This window comes from Escherichia sp. WS1368, assembly GCF_046487485.1.
Classification (GTDB): domain Bacteria; phylum Pseudomonadota; class Gammaproteobacteria; order Enterobacterales; family Enterobacteriaceae; genus Escherichia; species Escherichia coli.
This window is the reverse complement of sequence record NZ_JBJQJI010000003.1, coordinates 470,207-486,829: the sequence shown is the minus strand read 5'-3', so window position 1 is coordinate 486,829 and position 16,623 is coordinate 470,207. Positions and strand designations below refer to the sequence as shown.

Genomic DNA, 16,623 nt, shown 5'->3' with positions numbered 1-16,623 from the left:
CTGAAGGAACGTTGAAGACGACGACGTTGATAGGCCGGGTGTGTAAGCGCAGCGATGCGTTGAGCTAACCGGTACTAATGAACCGTGAGGCTTAACCTTACAACGCCGAAGCTGTTTTGGCGGATTGAGAGAAGATTTTCAGCCTGATACAGATTAAATCAGAACGCAGAAGCGGTCTGATGAAACAGAATTTGCCTGGCGGCCTTAGCGCGGTGGTCCCACCTGATCCCATGCCGAACTCAGAAGTGAAACGCCGTAGCGCCGATGGTAGTGTGGGGTCTCCCCATGCGAGAGTAGGGAACTGCCAGGCATCAAATTTAGCGTGCTGATATGGCTCAGTTGGTAGAGCGCACCCTTGGTAAGGGTGAGGTCCCCAGTTCGACTCTGGGTATCAGCACCACTTTTTAGGTTAAAGTTCGGCAGATTAGAAAAGAATTTGTCTGGCGGCAGTAGCGCGGTGGTCCCACCTGACCCCATGCCGAACTCAGAAGTGAAACGCCGTAGCGCCGATGGTAGTGTGGGGTCTCCCCATGCGAGAGTAGGGAACTGCCAGACATCAAATAAAACAAAAGGCTCAGTCGGAAGACTGGGCCTTTTGTTTTATCTGCTGTTTGTCGGTGAACACCCTCCCGAGTAGGACAAATCCGCCGGGAGCGGATTTGAACGTTGCGAAGCAACGGCCCGGAGGGTGGCGGGCAGGACGCCCGCCATAAACTGCCAGACATCAAATCAAGCGAAAGGCCATCCGAAAGGATGGCCTTTTTGCTTTTCGAACTAACATTCAATTAATGGATTACCTGCGATAAAAATGCCCTCGTACGCTCTGATTTAGGATGCGCAAAAAATTCATCAGGTGCAGCTTGCTCCACTATTTCCCCACGATCCATAAAAATCACCCTGTCAGCGACGGTTCGTGCAAACCCCATCTCATGTGTTACACACAACATTGTCATACCCGACTGCGCCAGCCCAATCATCGTATCCAGCACTTCTTTCACCATCTCCGGATCGAGCGCTGACGTAGGTTCATCAAATAGCATGATCTTTGGTTTCATACAAAGTGAACGTGCTATGGCAACGCGTTGCTGCTGACCACCAGAAATCTGTCCGGGAAACTTCTGGGCATGTTCGGCAATTCTCACCCGCTCAAGGTAATGCAACGCCAGATCTTCAGCCTCTTTCTTAGGCATCTTGCGTACCCAAATCGGTGCCAGGGTACAGTTCTGTAGAACGGTCAGATGAGGGAAGAGATTGAAATGCTGAAAGACCATTCCCACTTCCTGCCTGACGCGCTCAATATTGCGGATATCTTCATTAAGTTCGATGCCATCCACCACGATCCGTCCCTGTTGATGTTCTTCCAGATGATTAATACAACGAATGGTTGTCGATTTACCGGAACCAGAAGGGCCACACAGAACGATCCGTTCTCCCGGTTGCACGGTTAAATTTATATTTTTCAAAACATGGAATTGCCCATACCATTTATTGACGTTTTCCAGCGTAATCATCGCGTTAGCAGGTTGCAGTAAAATTTGGCTCATAGTGTCCTCAATGCGGTGTACGCCCGGTGTTAAAACGTTTTTCCAGATGTTGGCTATAACGTGACATGCTGAAACAGAAGATCCAGTAGATCAGTGCGGCGAAAACATACCCTTCCGTCGACATACCCAACCAGGCGGGATCAACGGTTGCCTGCTGAACGCTACTGAAAAGATCGAACAACCCGATGATGATCACCAGGCTGGTATCTTTGAAGAGTGCGATGATGGTATTTACCAGCCCAGGAATCACCAGCTTCAACGCCTGTGGCAGAATAACCAGCCCCTGGGTTTTCCAGTAACCCAACGCCAGCGACTCTGCCGCTTCATATTGCCCTTTAGGCAGCGCCTGTAATCCGCCTCGCACGACTTCCGCAACATATGCTGACTGAAACAGGATCACGCCAACCAGCGCGCGGATCAATTTGTCGATACTGGTGCCTTCTGCCATAAACAACGGCAGCATGACCGAAGACATAAACAGAACGGTAATCAGCGGTACACCGCGCCAGAACTCGATAAAAATGACCGATAAGATACGCACAATCGGCATATGGGAGCGGCGACCTAACGCCAGTAAGATCCCCCACGGCAGCGCCCCCGCAATCCCAACTGATGCAATAATTAAAGTTAGCGTCAGCCCGCCCCATTGCCGGGTTTCAACCCGCTCAAGACCAAGAAACCCGCCATACATCAGCCACCAGACAATCAGTGGGTAAATCACCGCCCATACCGCAATATAGCGACCGCGATGCGGGAGTATTTTCCAGAACATTGGTGCGATCGACACAAGCCCAATCAGTAATGCGAGGTTAATTCGCCAGCGTTGGTCGTGTGGGTAAAGCCCATACATAAACTGACCAAATCGTTCGTGGATGAAGACCCAACAGGCACCGGCTTTTGTGCAGTCGGTACGCGTTGAGCCAACCCAGTTAGCCTGCAAAAATGCCCAGTTCAGCAACGGTGGAATCAGTTCCCACATCAACCATATGCAGCCAATAGTCAGCAGGCTATTGCTCCAGCTGGAGAACAGATTTTTTCGCACCCACACCATCGCGCGGCTTGAGTTATGGCTCGCCGGGCGCGGGGGATGAGACAGCAATACTTTTGTCATCATGACTCCTTAGCGTTCAACGATCGCGATGCGGCGGTTATAGATATTCATCAGCAGCGAGATAGTCAGGCTGATAATCAGATAGACCGACATGGTCATGGCTATCGTCTCGATGGCTTGCCCCGTCTGGTTCAGCACGGTGCCAGCAAACAGCGAAACCATATCCGGATAGCCAATCGCGGCGGCAAGAGAGGAGTTTTTGACGATGTTGAGATACTGGCTGGTTAACGGCGGAATAATCACTCGCAGTGCCTGGGGAATAATGACCTGGCGTAGCGTAACCGGATTGGGTAATCCCAGTGACCGAGCCGCTTCATGTTGACCATAAGGCACTGCCTGGATCCCAGCGCGGATAATCTCGGCGATAAATGCAGAGGTATAAACCGAAAGCGCCAGCGTTAAGGCTGCCAGTTCAGGAATTAAAACCATCCCGCCACGGAAGTTAAAGCCTCGTAGGGCTGGAACATCCCAGTGTAGTGCTGCGCCAAAAAGCCATTGCGCCAGTAAAGGCAAACCTATGATCAACATAACGGCGACCGGCCAGGTTCGGCGCAATTGTCCGGTCTTTATCTGGTACGTTTTATTAAAACGGAATAGTCCAACAGAAATGGCTATAGCAATAACAACAGTCACGATAAACGCAATAAATCCGTCTCCCAGCTGCGGTGACGGAATATAAAGCCCACGATTGCTCAAAAAGGCCAGATCAAACGCGCTCACAGCCTGGCGTGGTCCGGGCAAATTGCGCAACACGGCAAAGTACCAGAAGAAGATTTGCAGCAGCGGCGGAATATTACGGAAGATCTCAATATAAATTGTGGAAAGCTTTCGTAGCAGCCAGTTATCCGAAAGTCTCGCCAGACCGATAAAGAAGCCCAAAACAGAAGCGAACACAATACACAATGCAGAAACCAGTAGCGTATTGAGTAAGCCGACAATAAAAACGCGTCCGTAGGTGTCGCCCTGCTGGTAATCGATCAAATGCTGGACAATACCGAAGCCAGCGCCGCGATCCAGAAAGGCAAAACCTGAAGTAATGCCACGATTATTGAGATTCGTTACAGTGTTGTGAAATAACCAACCAACAATGCCGACAACAGCAACAACGGCAAGGATCTGGAATAACCAAGCACGAACCGTAGGGTTGGCAAAGGAGAGTGAGCCTTTAACGGTTGAGCGGCGATGAGACATAGAAACCTCGGAAAGCATAACGCTGAAGAGAGCGCCGCCGTAGCGACGCTCGTTACCTCACACCGACTTAACGCACGGGCGGCGCGTACTGAATACCGCCGTTATTCCAGAGATTATTTTGCCCACGTTTAATTTTCAGCGGGCTTTCTGAACCTACGTTACGCTCAAAAATTTCCGAGTAGTTACCCACCTGTTTGATGATGTTATAGGCCCATTTATTATCCAACTTCAGATCCTTGCCGTAATCGCCTTCTTTACCCAACAGATGTGCCATATCAGGCGTTGCTGGATTAGCCTCTTTTTCATCGACGTTCTGGGAATTGATGCCCATCTCTTCAGCATTCAGCATGGCGAAAAGCGTCCAGCGTACAATCGAGAACCATTCATCATCGCCACGACGAACTACCGGACCAAGCGGTTCTTTTGAGATAACTTCCGGTAAGACAATCCATTCAGCTGGGTTGCTTAATTTGATGCGCAGGGCATACAGTTGTGATTGATCCGAGGCCAGCGTATCGCAGCGACCAGATTCCAGTGCCTTCGCTGATTCGTCAGAGCGATCGAAAGTCACCGGTGTGTACTTCATATTGTTTGCCTTGAAGTAATCGGCAACGTTGAGTTCGGTATCAGTCCCCGCCTGAATACAGACGGTAGCGCCATCCAGTTCTTTCGCGCTTTTTAATCCCGCTTTATCGTGAGTCAGGAAGCCAATGCCGTCGTAATAAGTGACGCCAGTAAATGCCATTCCCATCCCGGCATCGCGAGATGAAGTCCAGGTCGTATTACGGGAGAGCAAATCCACCTCCCCTGACTGTAAAGCCGTGAAGCGTTCTTTTGCAGTGAGCGGGGTATATTTCACTTTCGTGTCGTCACCAAATACAGCTGCCGCAACACCACGACAAACATCTACATCAATACCTGAAAACTTACCGTCAGCATCGGCATAAGAGAACCCAGGTAATCCATCACTGATCCCGCATTGCACAAAACCTTTTTTCTGAACGGCATCAAGCGTCGCGCCAGCATGCGCCTGATTTGCAACGGCAAGCAGCACGCTGGCGGCAGCCAGTGTGGCTATCATCATCTTTTTCATAATGCTTCCTGTGAGGCGAAAATTATCGTTATAGGACGTTTGGGAAACGTCTTTTACCTGTCTGTGGCCATCCTCTTATAAGCAAAAGTAGTGCCAGCTTTTGCGCACGATTTCGCGTCGCAATAAGCTGAGTGTAGACAGGAAATAATAAAAACAGCGCCCCGCAATGGTGCGAAAATGAAACATGCGCCACATTTTGGCGCAAAATATTTACGCATTTTTTACTAAGCAGAATAATGATTGTTAGCGTGAGTATATTTCTGGTAGGAAGTGTGAAAATTAAATTGATGCGTTATTTCGAAAGCAGCGAAATAACGCGATATAACATGCTAAATTAGCAGGGAATTACCCAGCAGAATATAGCAATATTTTATCTTATGGAGAGATACTGTATCGTTAAACAGAGCGCGGTACTCCGCGCCTTGTGCAGTTATTTCGACAGAGCGATGATCCCCATCGTCAGGCCAGCAACAGCTGCTGCCCCGCCAGCAATAGCCCCAGCCGTTTCCCAGTTATCCTGAGTCGTGCCTTTCATACAGGTATTAGTGTGAACCAGTCGACCCTGATCGTCATAAACCGGAACGCAGGGCGAATCGTGAGCACAGCCCGCCAGCAATGCGGTGAGCAATGCCACAGGAATTAATCTTTTCATGGTGTTACCTCAGTAATAAACGCTAACGCTTAATAAGTTAACTCTCTTATTAACGAGCTGAATGCCATTTTATCACCGGAGGTTATAAATCTTGCGGAATGAATAATGACAAATTATGTGAATTGTAAAAATAGTGAAGGGAGCGGGAACTATAGAAAGTTTTTAAAGAGTGAGAAGAAGAATATCTTATTAATTTTTATGGGTTTCACTGAAAATAATAAAGGCACCCGAAAGTGCCTTTATGTTTCTGATTTATCCTTTAAAGCAACGGCGGATCACCACAAAGAACACCGGCACGAAGAAGATTGCCAGCAACGTTGCAGAAACCATCCCGCCCATTACCCCGATACCCACTGCGTTCTGCGCGCCACTGCCGGCACCGTTACTGATAGCTAGCGGTAATACGCCGAGAATAAAGGCGAGAGAGGTCATCAGGATAGGACGCAGGCGCATACGTACTGCCATCAGTGTCGCTTCAACAACACCTTTACCCTCTTTCTCCATGAGATCTTTAGCGAACTCAACAATCAAAATAGCGTTTTTAGCCGACAAGCCAATTGTCGTTAGCAAGCCCACCATAAAGTAGACGTCATTTTTTTGATTAAAGAGTGTCGCCGCCAGTAGCACGCCGACAATCCCTAACGGCACGACCAACATAACCGAGACAGGAATTGACCAGCTTTCATAGAGTGCAGCAAGGCACAGGAAAACAACCACAAAGGAAATTGCTACCAGAGCGGGAGCCTGGTTTCCCGATAAGCGTTCCTGATATGACATACCCGTCCAGTCATAACCAATGCCAGCTGGTAATTGTGATGCAAGGTTTTCCATCAACGCCATGGCATCGCCGGAACTGGTTCCTGGCGCGGCTTCCCCCTGAATCTCCATTGACGGCAGACCGTTGTAGCGCTCCAGTCGCGGAGAGCCATACACCCAATGTGCAGTGGTAAAGGCCGAGAATGGCACCATTTCGCCGTTGGCGCTGCGGACATAAAGTTTATCGACATCTTCTGGCAGCATACGGAATTTGGCATCCGCCTGAACATACACCTTTTTCACGCGACCACGGTCAATGAAGTCGTTAACGTAAGTCCCACCTAACGCCGTTGAAATGGTCTGATTGATGTCAGAAAGTGAAACACCTAATGCCTGCGCCTTTTCCTGGTCAACTTCCAGTTTAAACTGCGCGGTGTCTTCCAGACCATTAGGACGCACGCTGACTAAGCTGGCAGGATGTTGCGCCGCCATGCCAAGCAACTGGTTACGGGCCTGGGTCAGGGCATCATGACCCAGCCCAGCCTGATCAATTAACTCAAAGTCGAAACCCGTTGCCGTGCCCAGTTCAACAATGGCTGGCATATTGAATGGAATGACAAAACCGTCGCGGATCTTGCCCAATTCCATTTTGGCACGATGGATTACCGCTTCCGCACTGTTTTCGTCACCACTACGCTCTTCCCACGGTTTCAGACTGACGAAAGCCATACCGGCGTTTTGTGCCTGGCCGCTGAAGCTAAAGCCGTTAACCGTAAAGACACTTTCTACGTTCGCTTTCTCGTTCTTCAGATAGTAATCCGTCACTTGATCCAACACTTTTTGCGTTCGCTCTTGCGTCGCGCCAGCGGGTAACTGAATCATAGTCAGAAAGACACCCTGATCCTCTTCAGGTAAGAAGGAAGACGGAAGACGTAAAAACAACACCACCATTCCAGCAACAATTAGTGCATAGATCAGTAAATATCGTCCTGTGGAACCGAGGATTTTGCCGACGCTGTTGGTGTAGTGGTTAACGCTATGATCGAAGGTGGTATTAAACCAGCCGAAGAAACCGCCCTTATTTTCGTGATGCTCAGCAGAGACGGGTTTGAGCAGTGTTGCACATAACGCTGGGGTAAGAATCAATGCCACCAGAACAGAAAGCGCCATTGCCGAAACGATGGTGATAGAGAACTGGCGATAAATTGCCCCAGTAGAACCGCCGAAGAATGCCATCGGAATAAATACCGCTGACAGCACCATTGCGATACCCACCAGTGCGCCCTGGATTTGCGACATTGATTTTTCCGTCGCTTCTTTTGGCGGGAGCTTATCCTCCATCATCACGCGCTCGACGTTCTCCACCACCACTATCGCATCATCGACGAGCAGCCCGATGGCAAGCACCATCCCGAACATCGTTAGTGTGTTGATGGAGTAACCAAAAGCGGCGAGGATGGCAAACGTCCCTAACAACACCACGGGTACCGCAATGGTGGGGATCAGCGTTGCTCGCATATTCTGCAAGAACAGATACATCACCAGGAACACCAGCATAATAGCTTCGAACAGCGTTTTTACCACTTCGTGAATAGAAAGCTGGACGAATGGCGTGGTGTCATAAGGGTAGAGAACCTTCATTCCCTGCGGGAAGAATGGCTGTAATTCCGCCAGTTTTGCCTTAATGGCTTTCGCGGTATCGAGAGCATTCGCGCCGGTTGCCAGCTTAATCCCCAGGCCCGCCGCCGGTTTACCGTTGATGCGAGCGATAACGTTATAGTTTTCACCGCCAAGTTCAACCCGTGCGACATCTTTCAGGCGTACCACCGAGCCGTCACTGTTTACGCGCAAGGTCACTTTGCCGAATTCTTCCGGATTTTTTAACCGCGTCTGAGCAATAATCGAGGCGTTCAACTGTTGCCCTGGTAACGCTGGCGTTCCGCCCAACTGTCCGGCAGCGATCTGATCGTTCTGTACCTTCAACTGGTTAATCACATCAACAGGCGTCAGTTTATATTTGTTTAGCAGATCGGCGTCCAACCAGATACGCATCGCATACTGTGCGCCGAAAAGCTGTACGTCACCGACGCCATTCAGACGGCTAAGCGTATCTTTAACGTTAGAGGCCACATAGTCCGAGATATCGTCCTGTGTGGTGTCTGGGTTATCAGAGACAAAGCCCGCCACCATCAAATAGCTGCTACTGGACTTTTCAACACTGATCCCCTGCTGCTGTACTTCCTGCGGCAGCAACGGCGTGGCGAGCTGGAGTTTGTTCTGCACCTGCACTTGCGCGATATCTGGATCGGTCCCGGACTGGAAGGTAAGGGTAATTGTCACGCTACCGGCAGAATCGCTGGTGGAGGACATATACATCAGGTTATCGATACCATTCATATTCTGTTCGATAACCTGCGTCACCGTATCCTGCACGGTCTGCGCATCAGCGCCCGGATAGTTTGCCGAAACAGAAACTGCAGGCGGCGCAATGGTTGGGTATTGGGCGACGGGCAATTGTAGGATCGCCAGTACACCCGCCATCATCAGAATAATGGCCAGCACCCATGCAAATATCGGTCGTCGAATAAAAAAGTTTGCCATGTCAGATTGCCTTACTTCGATGCAGAATCTGCGGGGGTATCGGTAGTGGCTTTAACCTGCTCTCCCGGACGCGCTTTTTGCAGGCCGCTGACAATGACTTGATCGCCAGATTTCAGCCCTTCGCTAATCAACCATTTATCGCCAATCGCCTGGCTGGCAACGACAGGGCGCGCTTCAACCTGACTTTTATCGTTAACAATCAGCACGGTTGCATCACCACGCGGTGTGCGGCTAACGCCTTGTTGCGGGATAAGAATGGCATCAGATTGGACGCCTTCATCAATCCGTGCGCGCACAAACATACCAGGTAAAAGCGTATGTTGCGGGTTAGGGAAGACAGCACGTAGGGTTATGGAGCCGGTGCTTTCATCAACGGTAACATCGGAGAATTGCAGCGTACCTTTCAGGGGATAGGTTTGACCGTTCTCCATGACCAACTCTACGTTGCTGGTGGCGTTTTCCTTATGCAAATTTCCTTGCTCTACGGATTGCTTCAGCCTCATAAAATCGTTGCTGGATTGGGTCACATCAACGTAGATAGGATCGAGCTGCTGGACAGTCGCCAGTTCAGTCGTTTGCCCATTAGTGACAAGAGCGCCTTCGGTCACAGTCGATTTGCCGATACGTCCGCTAATTGGCGCAGTCACTTTGGTATAAGCAAGATTGATGTGAGCGCTTTCGACTGTGGCTTTTGCGGCAATCACGGCGGCATCGGCCTGGCGAGCATCAGCAATGGCCTGGTCGTACTCCTGCTGGCTGATGTATTTCGTACCCACGAGCGGAACGTAACGTTTTACCGTCAAATGCGCGATGGCGGCGGCGGCTTCACTTTTCGCCAGTTCGCCTTTCGCGCTGTCATAACTTGCCTGATAGGTCGCGGGATCGATCTGGTACAGAGACTGGCCTGCTTGCACATCGCTGCCTTCAGTGAAATTGCGACTCAGTACGATCCCGCTAACCTGTGGGCGAACTTCGGCTATACGGTAAGCATTGGTGCGGCCTGGTAATTCAGTCTTAACTTCTAACGGGGCCGTTTTCACAATATGAACGGTAACCTGCGGTTCACCGACGTGAGCTTTCTCTTCTCCCTTATCGTTACAACCGGCGATTAAAGCCGCGGAGATCAGAATAAAGGAGGGCAGGAGGAAAAACCTGGCATGTTTCGTCATTACTATTCCTCAAAAAACCAAAAGCGCGTTATTTACCCAAAAAGGCAACGCGTTAACTCGCAGAAAGAAAAATACAGTTCGCTATCCTACAAATTATCATTCGTCGATGTAAGGAATAGTTATGAATACTGGCGTCTCAAGGCACATAAACACAAAAAAAGATTAATATTCTACTGTTTTATTTTGACGCGGGTTGAAAGAGGTAGAATCAAATCCTCGTAAATTGAAATATATATTGATAGAGTGAATGTATTTTAGGTAAATAATAAACGTTATTTATTTGACGATTTATAGCAACTCAATATTAGCCTCTCGTATAAATATACATTAGGTGATAGATTAACCTTCGCTATTTTCTCATCCTGTGTCGAATATATTTATTTCCTGAATAATTAATCATGGCAAAAAGAACCAAAGCTGAAGCCCTGAAGACCCGGCAAGAACTGATTGAAACTGCCATCGCCCAGTTTGCGCAGCATGGCGTAAGCAAGACGACGCTCAACGACATTGCCGACGCCGCTAACGTTACGCGTGGCGCTATCTACTGGCACTTCGAAAACAAGACTCAACTGTTTAATGAGATGTGGTTGCAACAGCCTTCATTGTGGGAGTTAATCCAGGAACACTTGACGGCTGGATTAGAGCATGACCCGTTTCAACAATTGCGTGAAAAATTGATTGTCGGCTTGCAATATATTGCCAAAATTCCCCGCCAGCAGGCGTTGCTGAAAATCTTATATCACAAATGTGAATTTAATGATGAGATGCTGGCCGAGGGAGTGATACGCGAAAAGATGGGCTTTAATCCGCAGAATCTCCGCGAAGTATTGCAGGCGTGTCAGCAACAAGGTTGTGTAGCAAATAACCTCGATTTAGATGTTGTGATGATTATTATTGATGGTGCCTTCAGCGGAATTGTTCAAAACTGGTTAATGAATATGGCGGGTTATGATCTTTATAAACAAGCACCCGCACTGGTCGATAACGTATTAAGAATGTTCATGCCAGATGAAAACATAACGAAATTAATTCATCAAACGAATGAATTAAGTGTCATATAAATTCACATTCTGTCCTGAAAATTCAGTTCGTCACAGTTAACCAGTTTTAGTGGATTAACTGAGTTCATATTGCGGCATTTGTCTGTTTCTGTTGCGAGCAGTTCAATCCACTGCATCAGTAAAGTATCAAACAGAAAAACGAAGACAGCGAAAACGACGAGCCACCAATACTTGCGAATCATTACCTGAGCCTGTGCATGTTTAACCAAGTCTGGCAGGAAATATACACGAAATGAATAATCTGAAAACCAGGCTTACACTTCCTTTACTTTGCAATGAGATCGGGGTCAACTTCGCTTAACCTGCTTCGTTTTGACAGGTTGCCGGTCTTTCTTTTTTTCACTTTCGCCAGTTCTTCCGCAGAGTAATGCGACGCGACATCCAGCCGTCGAAGCCCCATTTTGATGTACTCGCTGTTGATCTCAATACCAATGAATTTTCGCCCACTGGCGACGGCTACGGCACCGGTAGTAAAGCTACCAGCAAACGGGTCGAGAACGATATCGCCTGGGTTGGAAGAGGCGAGAATAATGCGTTTCAGTAAGGCTTCCGGTTTTTGCGTCGGGTGGTTTTCATATTCATCCATCAAATAACGCACGCGCGGAAAATCCCAGACGTTACCCGGTACTTTTTGATGATTGTAAGGCTGTGGAGGGTTTTTGCGATAATCGATCAACGCGCGCTGCGATCCGGTTTTGGCTTCTACCAGAATAGCATCACCGTTGAATGTGTAGTTCTTTGCGTCTTTCACCATCATCAGGATGGGTTCGTACATGGAGCCGTAGTGTTTTTTCGCCTGCACTCCAGAACTGTCATATGACCAGACGATGCGACTTTTGATGGTAAAAAGCTTGCGGCACTGGAGATCGATAAAGGGCATGTTTTCCGTGCTATTCATGATGTACATGCTGCCCTGCTTTTTCAGAACGCGATGGCACTCTGCAATCACTTCAAACAGCCAGTCGATAAACAGATCTTCTTTCCAGGCTTCGATCAGACCATCAAAATTTTTACCGATGTTATACGGTGGGTCGGCAAAGATCAGATCGACACTTTCGGCGGGGAGCTTTTTAAGTTCGGTTAATGCATCACCCTGGATGATGGTCTTTGCTTCATTACCAAATCGGGTCGGTTCACATCCTGTTCTCATGGTCACTCCCTTTGTGACACCTATAAAAAAGGCGCTTCCCCATGCCGAGTAGCGCCTTTTTAATCAAGCATTTAGCTAACCTGAATTAGTTCATGCCGTATTTTTTCAATTTTTTACGCAGCGTACCACGGTTGATGCCCATCATCAGCGCAGCACGGGTCTGGTTACCACGGGTGTATTGCATCACCATGTCCAACAGGGGCTGTTCTACTTCAGCCAGTACCAGCTCATAGAGGTCATTCACATCCTGACCGTTCAGTTGAGCAAAATAGTTCTTCAGTGCCTGTTTAACCGAGTCACGCAGGGGTTTTTGGGTTACCTGATCCTGAGAGTTAACGGTAGAAACGGTCAGTACGTCAGAATTTACGCGTTGTTCGAACATAGTTCTGTCAGCTCTTTATTTCTGTTTACGCAAAATTTTCGAAGTATGCCTCCAACGCCTCCAGCTGTTCGCTGGCATCCTCAATGGCGTTGAATGTGCGCCGAAACTGGTCATTTGGAGCGTGTTCCTGGAGATACCAGGAAACGTGTTTACGTGCAATTCGGTACCCTTTTGCCGGACCATAAAAGTCATGCAGTTCCCGAACGTGCGCGCAAAGCAAGCGCTTAACCTCTGCCAAAGGCAGCGGGGGCAGCAACTCCCCAGTGTCCAGATAATGCTGGATTTCCCGAAAGATCCAGGGTCTTCCCTGAGCTGCGCGGCCTATCATCAGGGCATCCGCCCCTGTATAGTCGAGCACAGCTCTGGCTTTAAGCGGGTCAGTAATGTCGCCATTCGCGATAACCGGAATGGAAACTTTCTGCTTAACTGCCCGAATACTGTCGTACTCAGCTTCTCCATTGAACAAACAGGCGCGTGTACGGCCATGAATGGTCAGAGCCTGAATGCCACAGTCTTCAGCCAGTTGGGCAATCTCTTCGCAGTTACGGTGTTCCGGTGCCCAGCCAGTGCGAATTTTCAGGGTAACAGGAACGTCCACTGCATTGACGACCTCGGTAAGGATCGATTTAACGACATCCGGGTACTGCAAGAGGGCTGAACCTGCGAGCTTGCGATTCACTTTTTTAGCCGGGCAACCCATATTGATATCAATAATCTGGGCACCGCTTTCCACGTTAATACGTGCTGCATCTGCCATTTCTTTCGGATCGCTACCAGCAATTTGCACGGTGCGAATACCGGGTTCATCAATGTGCACCATCCGTAAACGAGATTTGTCGCTTTCCCAAACCTGAGGGTTAGAAGACATCATCTCGGATACTGTCAATCCGGCTCCCATCTCGTAGCACAACGTCCGAAAAGGTCTGTCTGTAATGCCAGCCATGGGCGCTGCGATCAGGCGATTTCTGAGCTGATATTGTCCGATGCGCATGAGTTAAGAAATGACCATACTGTGACTGCAAGGCGGCGTATATTACGCATTTTTTGCACGAGATGAAAGGCCAAACTTTGACCAATCCTCTGAGATGGATCAAAGAATTGCATTTAAAATGAGCGTAGCGCGATAATTACTCATAAAAATCATCATATTAGAAAATAGTGACTAAAATTTACACTCAAAGAAATTTGAGTAAGTTCTCACTTTTTCTTTATGAATGAAAATTTTGGCACGCAAATTTGCGTAAATAATCGGCAAATTCACGTGCCTTTTGTGACCTTGCTCGCACTTCGCCCTGCGTCACCCTACGGCGATGCGAAGGTTAATTCTTACGACCGGTAATGCGGCACCACTCTTCTTTTTCCACGACCGGGTCCAGAGCGAAGCTGTCGGCATAAGCTTCGCAAACGCTCTCTGCCTGGCTTGCCAGAATACCGGAAAGGCCCAGCAAACCGCCTGAAACTGGCAGGACGCTGATTAACGGTGCCAGTTCACGTAATGGGCCTGCAAGGATGTTAGCGACCACCACGTCGGCTTTCATTTCTTCTGGCTGATCTTTCGGTAAGTAGAGTTCCAGACGGTCAGAGACGCCATTACGTTCCGCGTTGTCGCGGCTGGCCTGAATCGCCTGCGGATCAATATCAATACCAATGGCTTTTGCTGCACCCAGTTTCAGCGCCGCGATAGCCAGAATGCCGGAACCGCAGCCAAAGTCGATGACTGTTTTACCGGTTAAATCGAGGCTGTCGAGCCATTGCAGGCACAGAGAGGTAGTTGGATGGGTACCCGTACCAAACGCCAGCCCTGGGTCTAACATCACGTTGACGGCGTTTTCGTCCGGCACATCACGCCAGCTTGGGCAGATCCACAGTCGTTCACCAAAGCGCATCGGGTGGAAATTATCCATCCATTCGCGCTCCCAGTCTTTATCTTCCAGTTGTTCGATTTTATGCGCGAAGCCCGCGCCGAGCAGCGGATGGTTTTCCAGAATCGCCACCACGTCGTTCATATCGGTTTCAGCGTCGAACAGACCAATCACATCGGTGTCGCCCCACAGGCGCGTTTCGCCCGGCAGCGGCTCAAATACAGGCGTATCGTGGGTATCCTGAAAAGTGATAGAAACGGCACCCGCTTCCATCAGCGCATCGCTAAGATCTTCCGCGTTCGCGCCGGTAGTGTTCAGTTTCAGTTGGATCCAAGGCATGGCAAAACTCTTTATTTATCAGTAGTCAAAACGGTAGCTTGCGGGACGGATGTACCGAAACGGTTTCCGACCAGGAAAGCCAGCAAACTTAGTAGTAACGAGGGCACGATAGGGTGGAAGCCCAGGTACTGAATATTCAGCGTCGCGAGTACGGCATACAGTACGCCGCCAACAATCATCGCACTTAGCGCGCCTTTGGCGTTGGCGCGTTCCCAGTAAAGACCCAGTACCAGCGGCCACAGGAAAACGGCTTCCAGCCCACCGAAGGCCAGCAAATTCAGCCAGATGATCATTTCTGGCGGCTTCCAGGCGGCAAGCAGCAGCAACGCACCGAGAACTAACGTAATTACCGCCGACATCCGCTTCAGACGCGTCTCGTTTTGCATTTGATCCGGACGGATATTCAAATAGAGATCTTTAATGATCGTAGCGGAACTTTGCAGCAACTGGGCATTGATCGTCGACATGATCGCAGCCATAGGTGCAGCCAGGAAGATCCCGGCAGCAAACGGTGGCAACACTTTTACCATTAACGTCGGGATCACCAGGTCCGGTACGGTGAGATCGGGGATCACCGCCCGACCTAACGCTCCGGCCAGGTGCATACCGAACATCAGGATTGCGACCACAATCGTACCGATGATGATCCCCCGATGTACGGCTTTGCTGTCTTTATAAGAGATACAGCGCACCGCAGTATGTGGCAGGCCAATCACGCCAAAACACACCAGCACCCAGAACGACGTCATAAACGCAGGCGACAGAATATCGTCAGCGCCTTGTGGCGTAACCAGTTGCGGATCGATGGTTTGCAGCGTCTCTACCGCATTGCTTAAGCCGCCAGCAGCATGGACCACGCCAATAAGCAGCACAATGGTGCCAATCAGCATCACCAGCCCTTGCATGGTGTCGTTCAGCACGCTGGCGCGAAAGCCGCCGAAGGCGGTGTAGAGCGCAATGCTGATGCCAAAAATCAGCAAACCTGTTTCATAAGGAATACCCGCCGCGGTTTCCAGCAGACGCGCACCGCCGATAAACTGCACGGTCATCGCACCAACGAACGCAACCAGCAAACTTAAACTCGCCAGCCACACCAGCAGACGACTCTGGTAGCGGGCAAATAGCATATCGTTCAGCGTCACCGCATTGTAGCGGCGCGCAAGAATCGCGAACTTCTTGCCGAGAATACCGAGCGAAAGCCAGACCGCAGGAAGCTGAATCATCGCCAGCAATACCCAACCCAGGCCGTATTTATAAGCAGCGCCAGGCCCGCCGATAAACGAACTGGCACTGATATAGGTCGCGGTGAGCGTCATCGCCAGCACAATACCGCCCATAGAGCGGCTGCCGAGGAAATACTCATTAAGGAAGGTGCCTGTGCTCCGTTTACGCATCGCATAAACAGAGATACCGAACACCACCACCAGATAGGCGACCAGCGGTAGAATCACTTCAAGCTGCATCGTCATCCTCCAGTGGGATATCGCGATAGATAAATTTCACCATCGCCCAGCACAGTCCAATAAACAGCAGCGGCGTCAGGATGCAGGCCATCTCAAACCAGCGCGGAAAGCCGGTAAAACCGGGGGCAACGCCAGGTAAGTAAGCGGCTACTAACCATACCGCCAGATACAAAAGGGTCAGCCCCAGCGCCCAGCGCGCCTCTTTATGGGCCTGAACAAAACGAGTGTCCATTTTTTGTCCCTGATGGG

Annotated in this window: 15 protein-coding genes, 1 tRNA gene and 3 rRNA genes; 5 read left to right on the top strand and 14 right to left on the bottom strand. The window is 49.6% G+C overall.

The annotated features are described in order from the left end of the window. From ACJHYD_RS11085 to rrf (ACJHYD_RS11070), 4 genes are all read left to right on the top strand, one after another. Positions 1 to 99: ribosomal RNA gene (locus tag ACJHYD_RS11085) — 23S ribosomal RNA — on the top strand; the annotation flags it as partial. A gap of 95 nt (positions 100 to 194) precedes the next feature. After that, positions 195 to 310, top strand: a 5S ribosomal RNA gene (gene rrf / locus ACJHYD_RS11080). Positions 311 to 324: 14 nt separating this feature from the next. Then, a tRNA-Thr gene (locus ACJHYD_RS11075) sits at positions 325 to 400 on the top strand. Between the two features lie 39 nt (positions 401 to 439). Beyond that, positions 440 to 555: ribosomal RNA gene (gene rrf / locus ACJHYD_RS11070) — 5S ribosomal RNA — on the top strand. Between the two features lie 230 nt (positions 556 to 785). Here rrf (ACJHYD_RS11070) and ACJHYD_RS11065 read toward each other — a convergent pair. From ACJHYD_RS11065 to acrE, 7 genes are all read right to left on the bottom strand, one after another. Further along, positions 786 to 1,544, bottom strand: a complete 759-nt coding sequence (locus ACJHYD_RS11065) for an amino acid ABC transporter ATP-binding protein (protein WP_000078348.1) — start codon at positions 1,542 to 1,544, stop codon at positions 786 to 788. 7 nt (positions 1,545 to 1,551) lie between these two features. After that, positions 1,552 to 2,655 (bottom strand): amino acid ABC transporter permease, encoded by a 1,104-nt coding sequence (locus ACJHYD_RS11060; RefSeq protein WP_001308990.1) that lies wholly within the window; start codon positions 2,653 to 2,655, stop codon positions 1,552 to 1,554. A gap of 9 nt (positions 2,656 to 2,664) precedes the next feature. Next, a complete protein-coding gene (locus ACJHYD_RS11055) occupies positions 2,665 to 3,846 on the bottom strand; it encodes an amino acid ABC transporter permease (protein WP_000019662.1) in 1,182 nt (393 codons plus the stop codon). A 67-nt stretch (positions 3,847 to 3,913) separates the two neighbouring features. Then, positions 3,914 to 4,939 (bottom strand): amino acid ABC transporter substrate-binding protein, encoded by a 1,026-nt coding sequence (locus ACJHYD_RS11050; RefSeq protein ID WP_000738583.1) that lies wholly within the window; start codon positions 4,937 to 4,939, stop codon positions 3,914 to 3,916. Between the two features lie 430 nt (positions 4,940 to 5,369). Next, positions 5,370 to 5,591, bottom strand: coding sequence for a membrane protein (locus tag ACJHYD_RS11045; RefSeq protein WP_000825639.1), 222 nt, complete (start codon positions 5,589 to 5,591; stop codon positions 5,370 to 5,372). Between the two features lie 252 nt (positions 5,592 to 5,843). Further along, a complete protein-coding gene (gene acrF / locus ACJHYD_RS11040; RefSeq protein ID WP_001551725.1) occupies positions 5,844 to 8,948 on the bottom strand; it encodes a multidrug efflux RND transporter permease subunit AcrF in 3,105 nt (1,034 codons plus the stop codon). 11 nt (positions 8,949 to 8,959) lie between these two features. Beyond that, a complete protein-coding gene (gene acrE / locus ACJHYD_RS11035; protein ID WP_001551724.1) occupies positions 8,960 to 10,117 on the bottom strand; it encodes a multidrug efflux RND transporter periplasmic adaptor subunit AcrE in 1,158 nt (385 codons plus the stop codon). Positions 10,118 to 10,515: 398 nt separating this feature from the next. Here acrE and acrS point away from each other — a divergent pair, with 398 nt between their 5' ends. Beyond that, complete coding sequence (gene acrS / locus ACJHYD_RS11030) at positions 10,516 to 11,178, top strand: multidrug efflux transporter transcriptional repressor AcrS (RefSeq protein WP_001551722.1); 663 nt, start codon at positions 10,516 to 10,518, stop codon at positions 11,176 to 11,178. A 2-nt stretch (positions 11,179 to 11,180) separates the two neighbouring features. Here acrS and ACJHYD_RS11025 read toward each other — a convergent pair whose 3' ends face one another. The 7 genes from ACJHYD_RS11025 to ACJHYD_RS10995 all read right to left on the bottom strand — a co-directional run bounded on the left by ACJHYD_RS11025 (position 11,181) and on the right by ACJHYD_RS10995 (position 16,606). Next, complete coding sequence (locus ACJHYD_RS11025) at positions 11,181 to 11,360, bottom strand: DUF2556 family protein (RefSeq protein ID WP_001295275.1); 180 nt, start codon at positions 11,358 to 11,360, stop codon at positions 11,181 to 11,183. 83 nt (positions 11,361 to 11,443) lie between these two features. Next, positions 11,444 to 12,328: an adenine-specific DNA-methyltransferase gene (gene yhdJ, locus ACJHYD_RS11020; RefSeq protein WP_001258949.1), complete on the bottom strand. Its 885-nt coding sequence runs from the start codon at positions 12,326 to 12,328 to the stop codon at positions 11,444 to 11,446. Between the two features lie 85 nt (positions 12,329 to 12,413). Then, entirely contained in the window at positions 12,414 to 12,710 is a 297-nt protein-coding gene (fis, locus tag ACJHYD_RS11015; RefSeq protein ID WP_000462905.1) for a DNA-binding transcriptional regulator Fis, read from the bottom strand. A 25-nt stretch (positions 12,711 to 12,735) separates the two neighbouring features. Further along, positions 12,736 to 13,701 (bottom strand): tRNA dihydrouridine synthase DusB, encoded by a 966-nt coding sequence (dusB, locus tag ACJHYD_RS11010; protein WP_001219652.1) that lies wholly within the window; start codon positions 13,699 to 13,701, stop codon positions 12,736 to 12,738. Between the two features lie 328 nt (positions 13,702 to 14,029). Further along, positions 14,030 to 14,911 (bottom strand): 50S ribosomal protein L11 methyltransferase, encoded by an 882-nt coding sequence (gene prmA, locus ACJHYD_RS11005; protein ID WP_001145827.1) that lies wholly within the window; start codon positions 14,909 to 14,911, stop codon positions 14,030 to 14,032. A gap of 11 nt (positions 14,912 to 14,922) precedes the next feature. Next, entirely contained in the window at positions 14,923 to 16,374 is a 1,452-nt protein-coding gene (panF, locus tag ACJHYD_RS11000; RefSeq protein ID WP_001175714.1) for a sodium/pantothenate symporter, read from the bottom strand. Continuing rightward, complete coding sequence (locus ACJHYD_RS10995) at positions 16,364 to 16,606, bottom strand: YhdT family protein (protein ID WP_000381170.1); 243 nt, start codon at positions 16,604 to 16,606, stop codon at positions 16,364 to 16,366. The genes panF and ACJHYD_RS10995 overlap by 11 nt, the downstream gene beginning before the upstream one ends. Between the last annotated feature and the right edge of the window lie 17 nt (positions 16,607 to 16,623).

What these genes read in the sequence shown, in the direction of transcription:
- ACJHYD_RS11065 (WP_000078348.1), bottom strand. Translation starts at nt 1,544, where the DNA reads ATGAGCCAAATTTTACTGCAACCTGCTAACGCGATGATTACGCTGGAA.
- ACJHYD_RS11060 (WP_001308990.1), bottom strand. Translation starts at nt 2,655, where the DNA reads ATGACAAAAGTATTGCTGTCTCATCCCCCGCGCCCGGCGAGCCATAAC.
- ACJHYD_RS11055 (WP_000019662.1), bottom strand. Translation starts at nt 3,846, where the DNA reads ATGTCTCATCGCCGCTCAACCGTTAAAGGCTCACTCTCCTTTGCCAAC.
- ACJHYD_RS11050 (WP_000738583.1), bottom strand. Translation starts at nt 4,939, where the DNA reads ATGAAAAAGATGATGATAGCCACACTGGCTGCCGCCAGCGTGCTGCTT.
- ACJHYD_RS11045 (WP_000825639.1), bottom strand. Translation starts at nt 5,591, where the DNA reads ATGAAAAGATTAATTCCTGTGGCATTGCTCACCGCATTGCTGGCGGGC.
- acrF (WP_001551725.1), bottom strand. Translation starts at nt 8,948, where the DNA reads ATGGCAAACTTTTTTATTCGACGACCGATATTTGCATGGGTGCTGGCC.
- acrE (WP_001551724.1), bottom strand. Translation starts at nt 10,117, where the DNA reads ATGACGAAACATGCCAGGTTTTTCCTCCTGCCCTCCTTTATTCTGATC.
- acrS (WP_001551722.1), top strand. Translation starts at nt 10,516, where the DNA reads ATGGCAAAAAGAACCAAAGCTGAAGCCCTGAAGACCCGGCAAGAACTG.
- ACJHYD_RS11025 (WP_001295275.1), bottom strand. Translation starts at nt 11,360, where the DNA reads ATGATTCGCAAGTATTGGTGGCTCGTCGTTTTCGCTGTCTTCGTTTTT.
- yhdJ (WP_001258949.1), bottom strand. Translation starts at nt 12,328, where the DNA reads ATGAGAACAGGATGTGAACCGACCCGATTTGGTAATGAAGCAAAGACC.
- fis (WP_000462905.1), bottom strand. Translation starts at nt 12,710, where the DNA reads ATGTTCGAACAACGCGTAAATTCTGACGTACTGACCGTTTCTACCGTT.
- dusB (WP_001219652.1), bottom strand. Translation starts at nt 13,701, where the DNA reads ATGCGCATCGGACAATATCAGCTCAGAAATCGCCTGATCGCAGCGCCC.
- prmA (WP_001145827.1), bottom strand. Translation starts at nt 14,911, where the DNA reads ATGCCTTGGATCCAACTGAAACTGAACACTACCGGCGCGAACGCGGAA.
- panF (WP_001175714.1), bottom strand. Translation starts at nt 16,374, where the DNA reads ATGCAGCTTGAAGTGATTCTACCGCTGGTCGCCTATCTGGTGGTGGTG.
- ACJHYD_RS10995 (WP_000381170.1), bottom strand. Translation starts at nt 16,606, where the DNA reads ATGGACACTCGTTTTGTTCAGGCCCATAAAGAGGCGCGCTGGGCGCTG.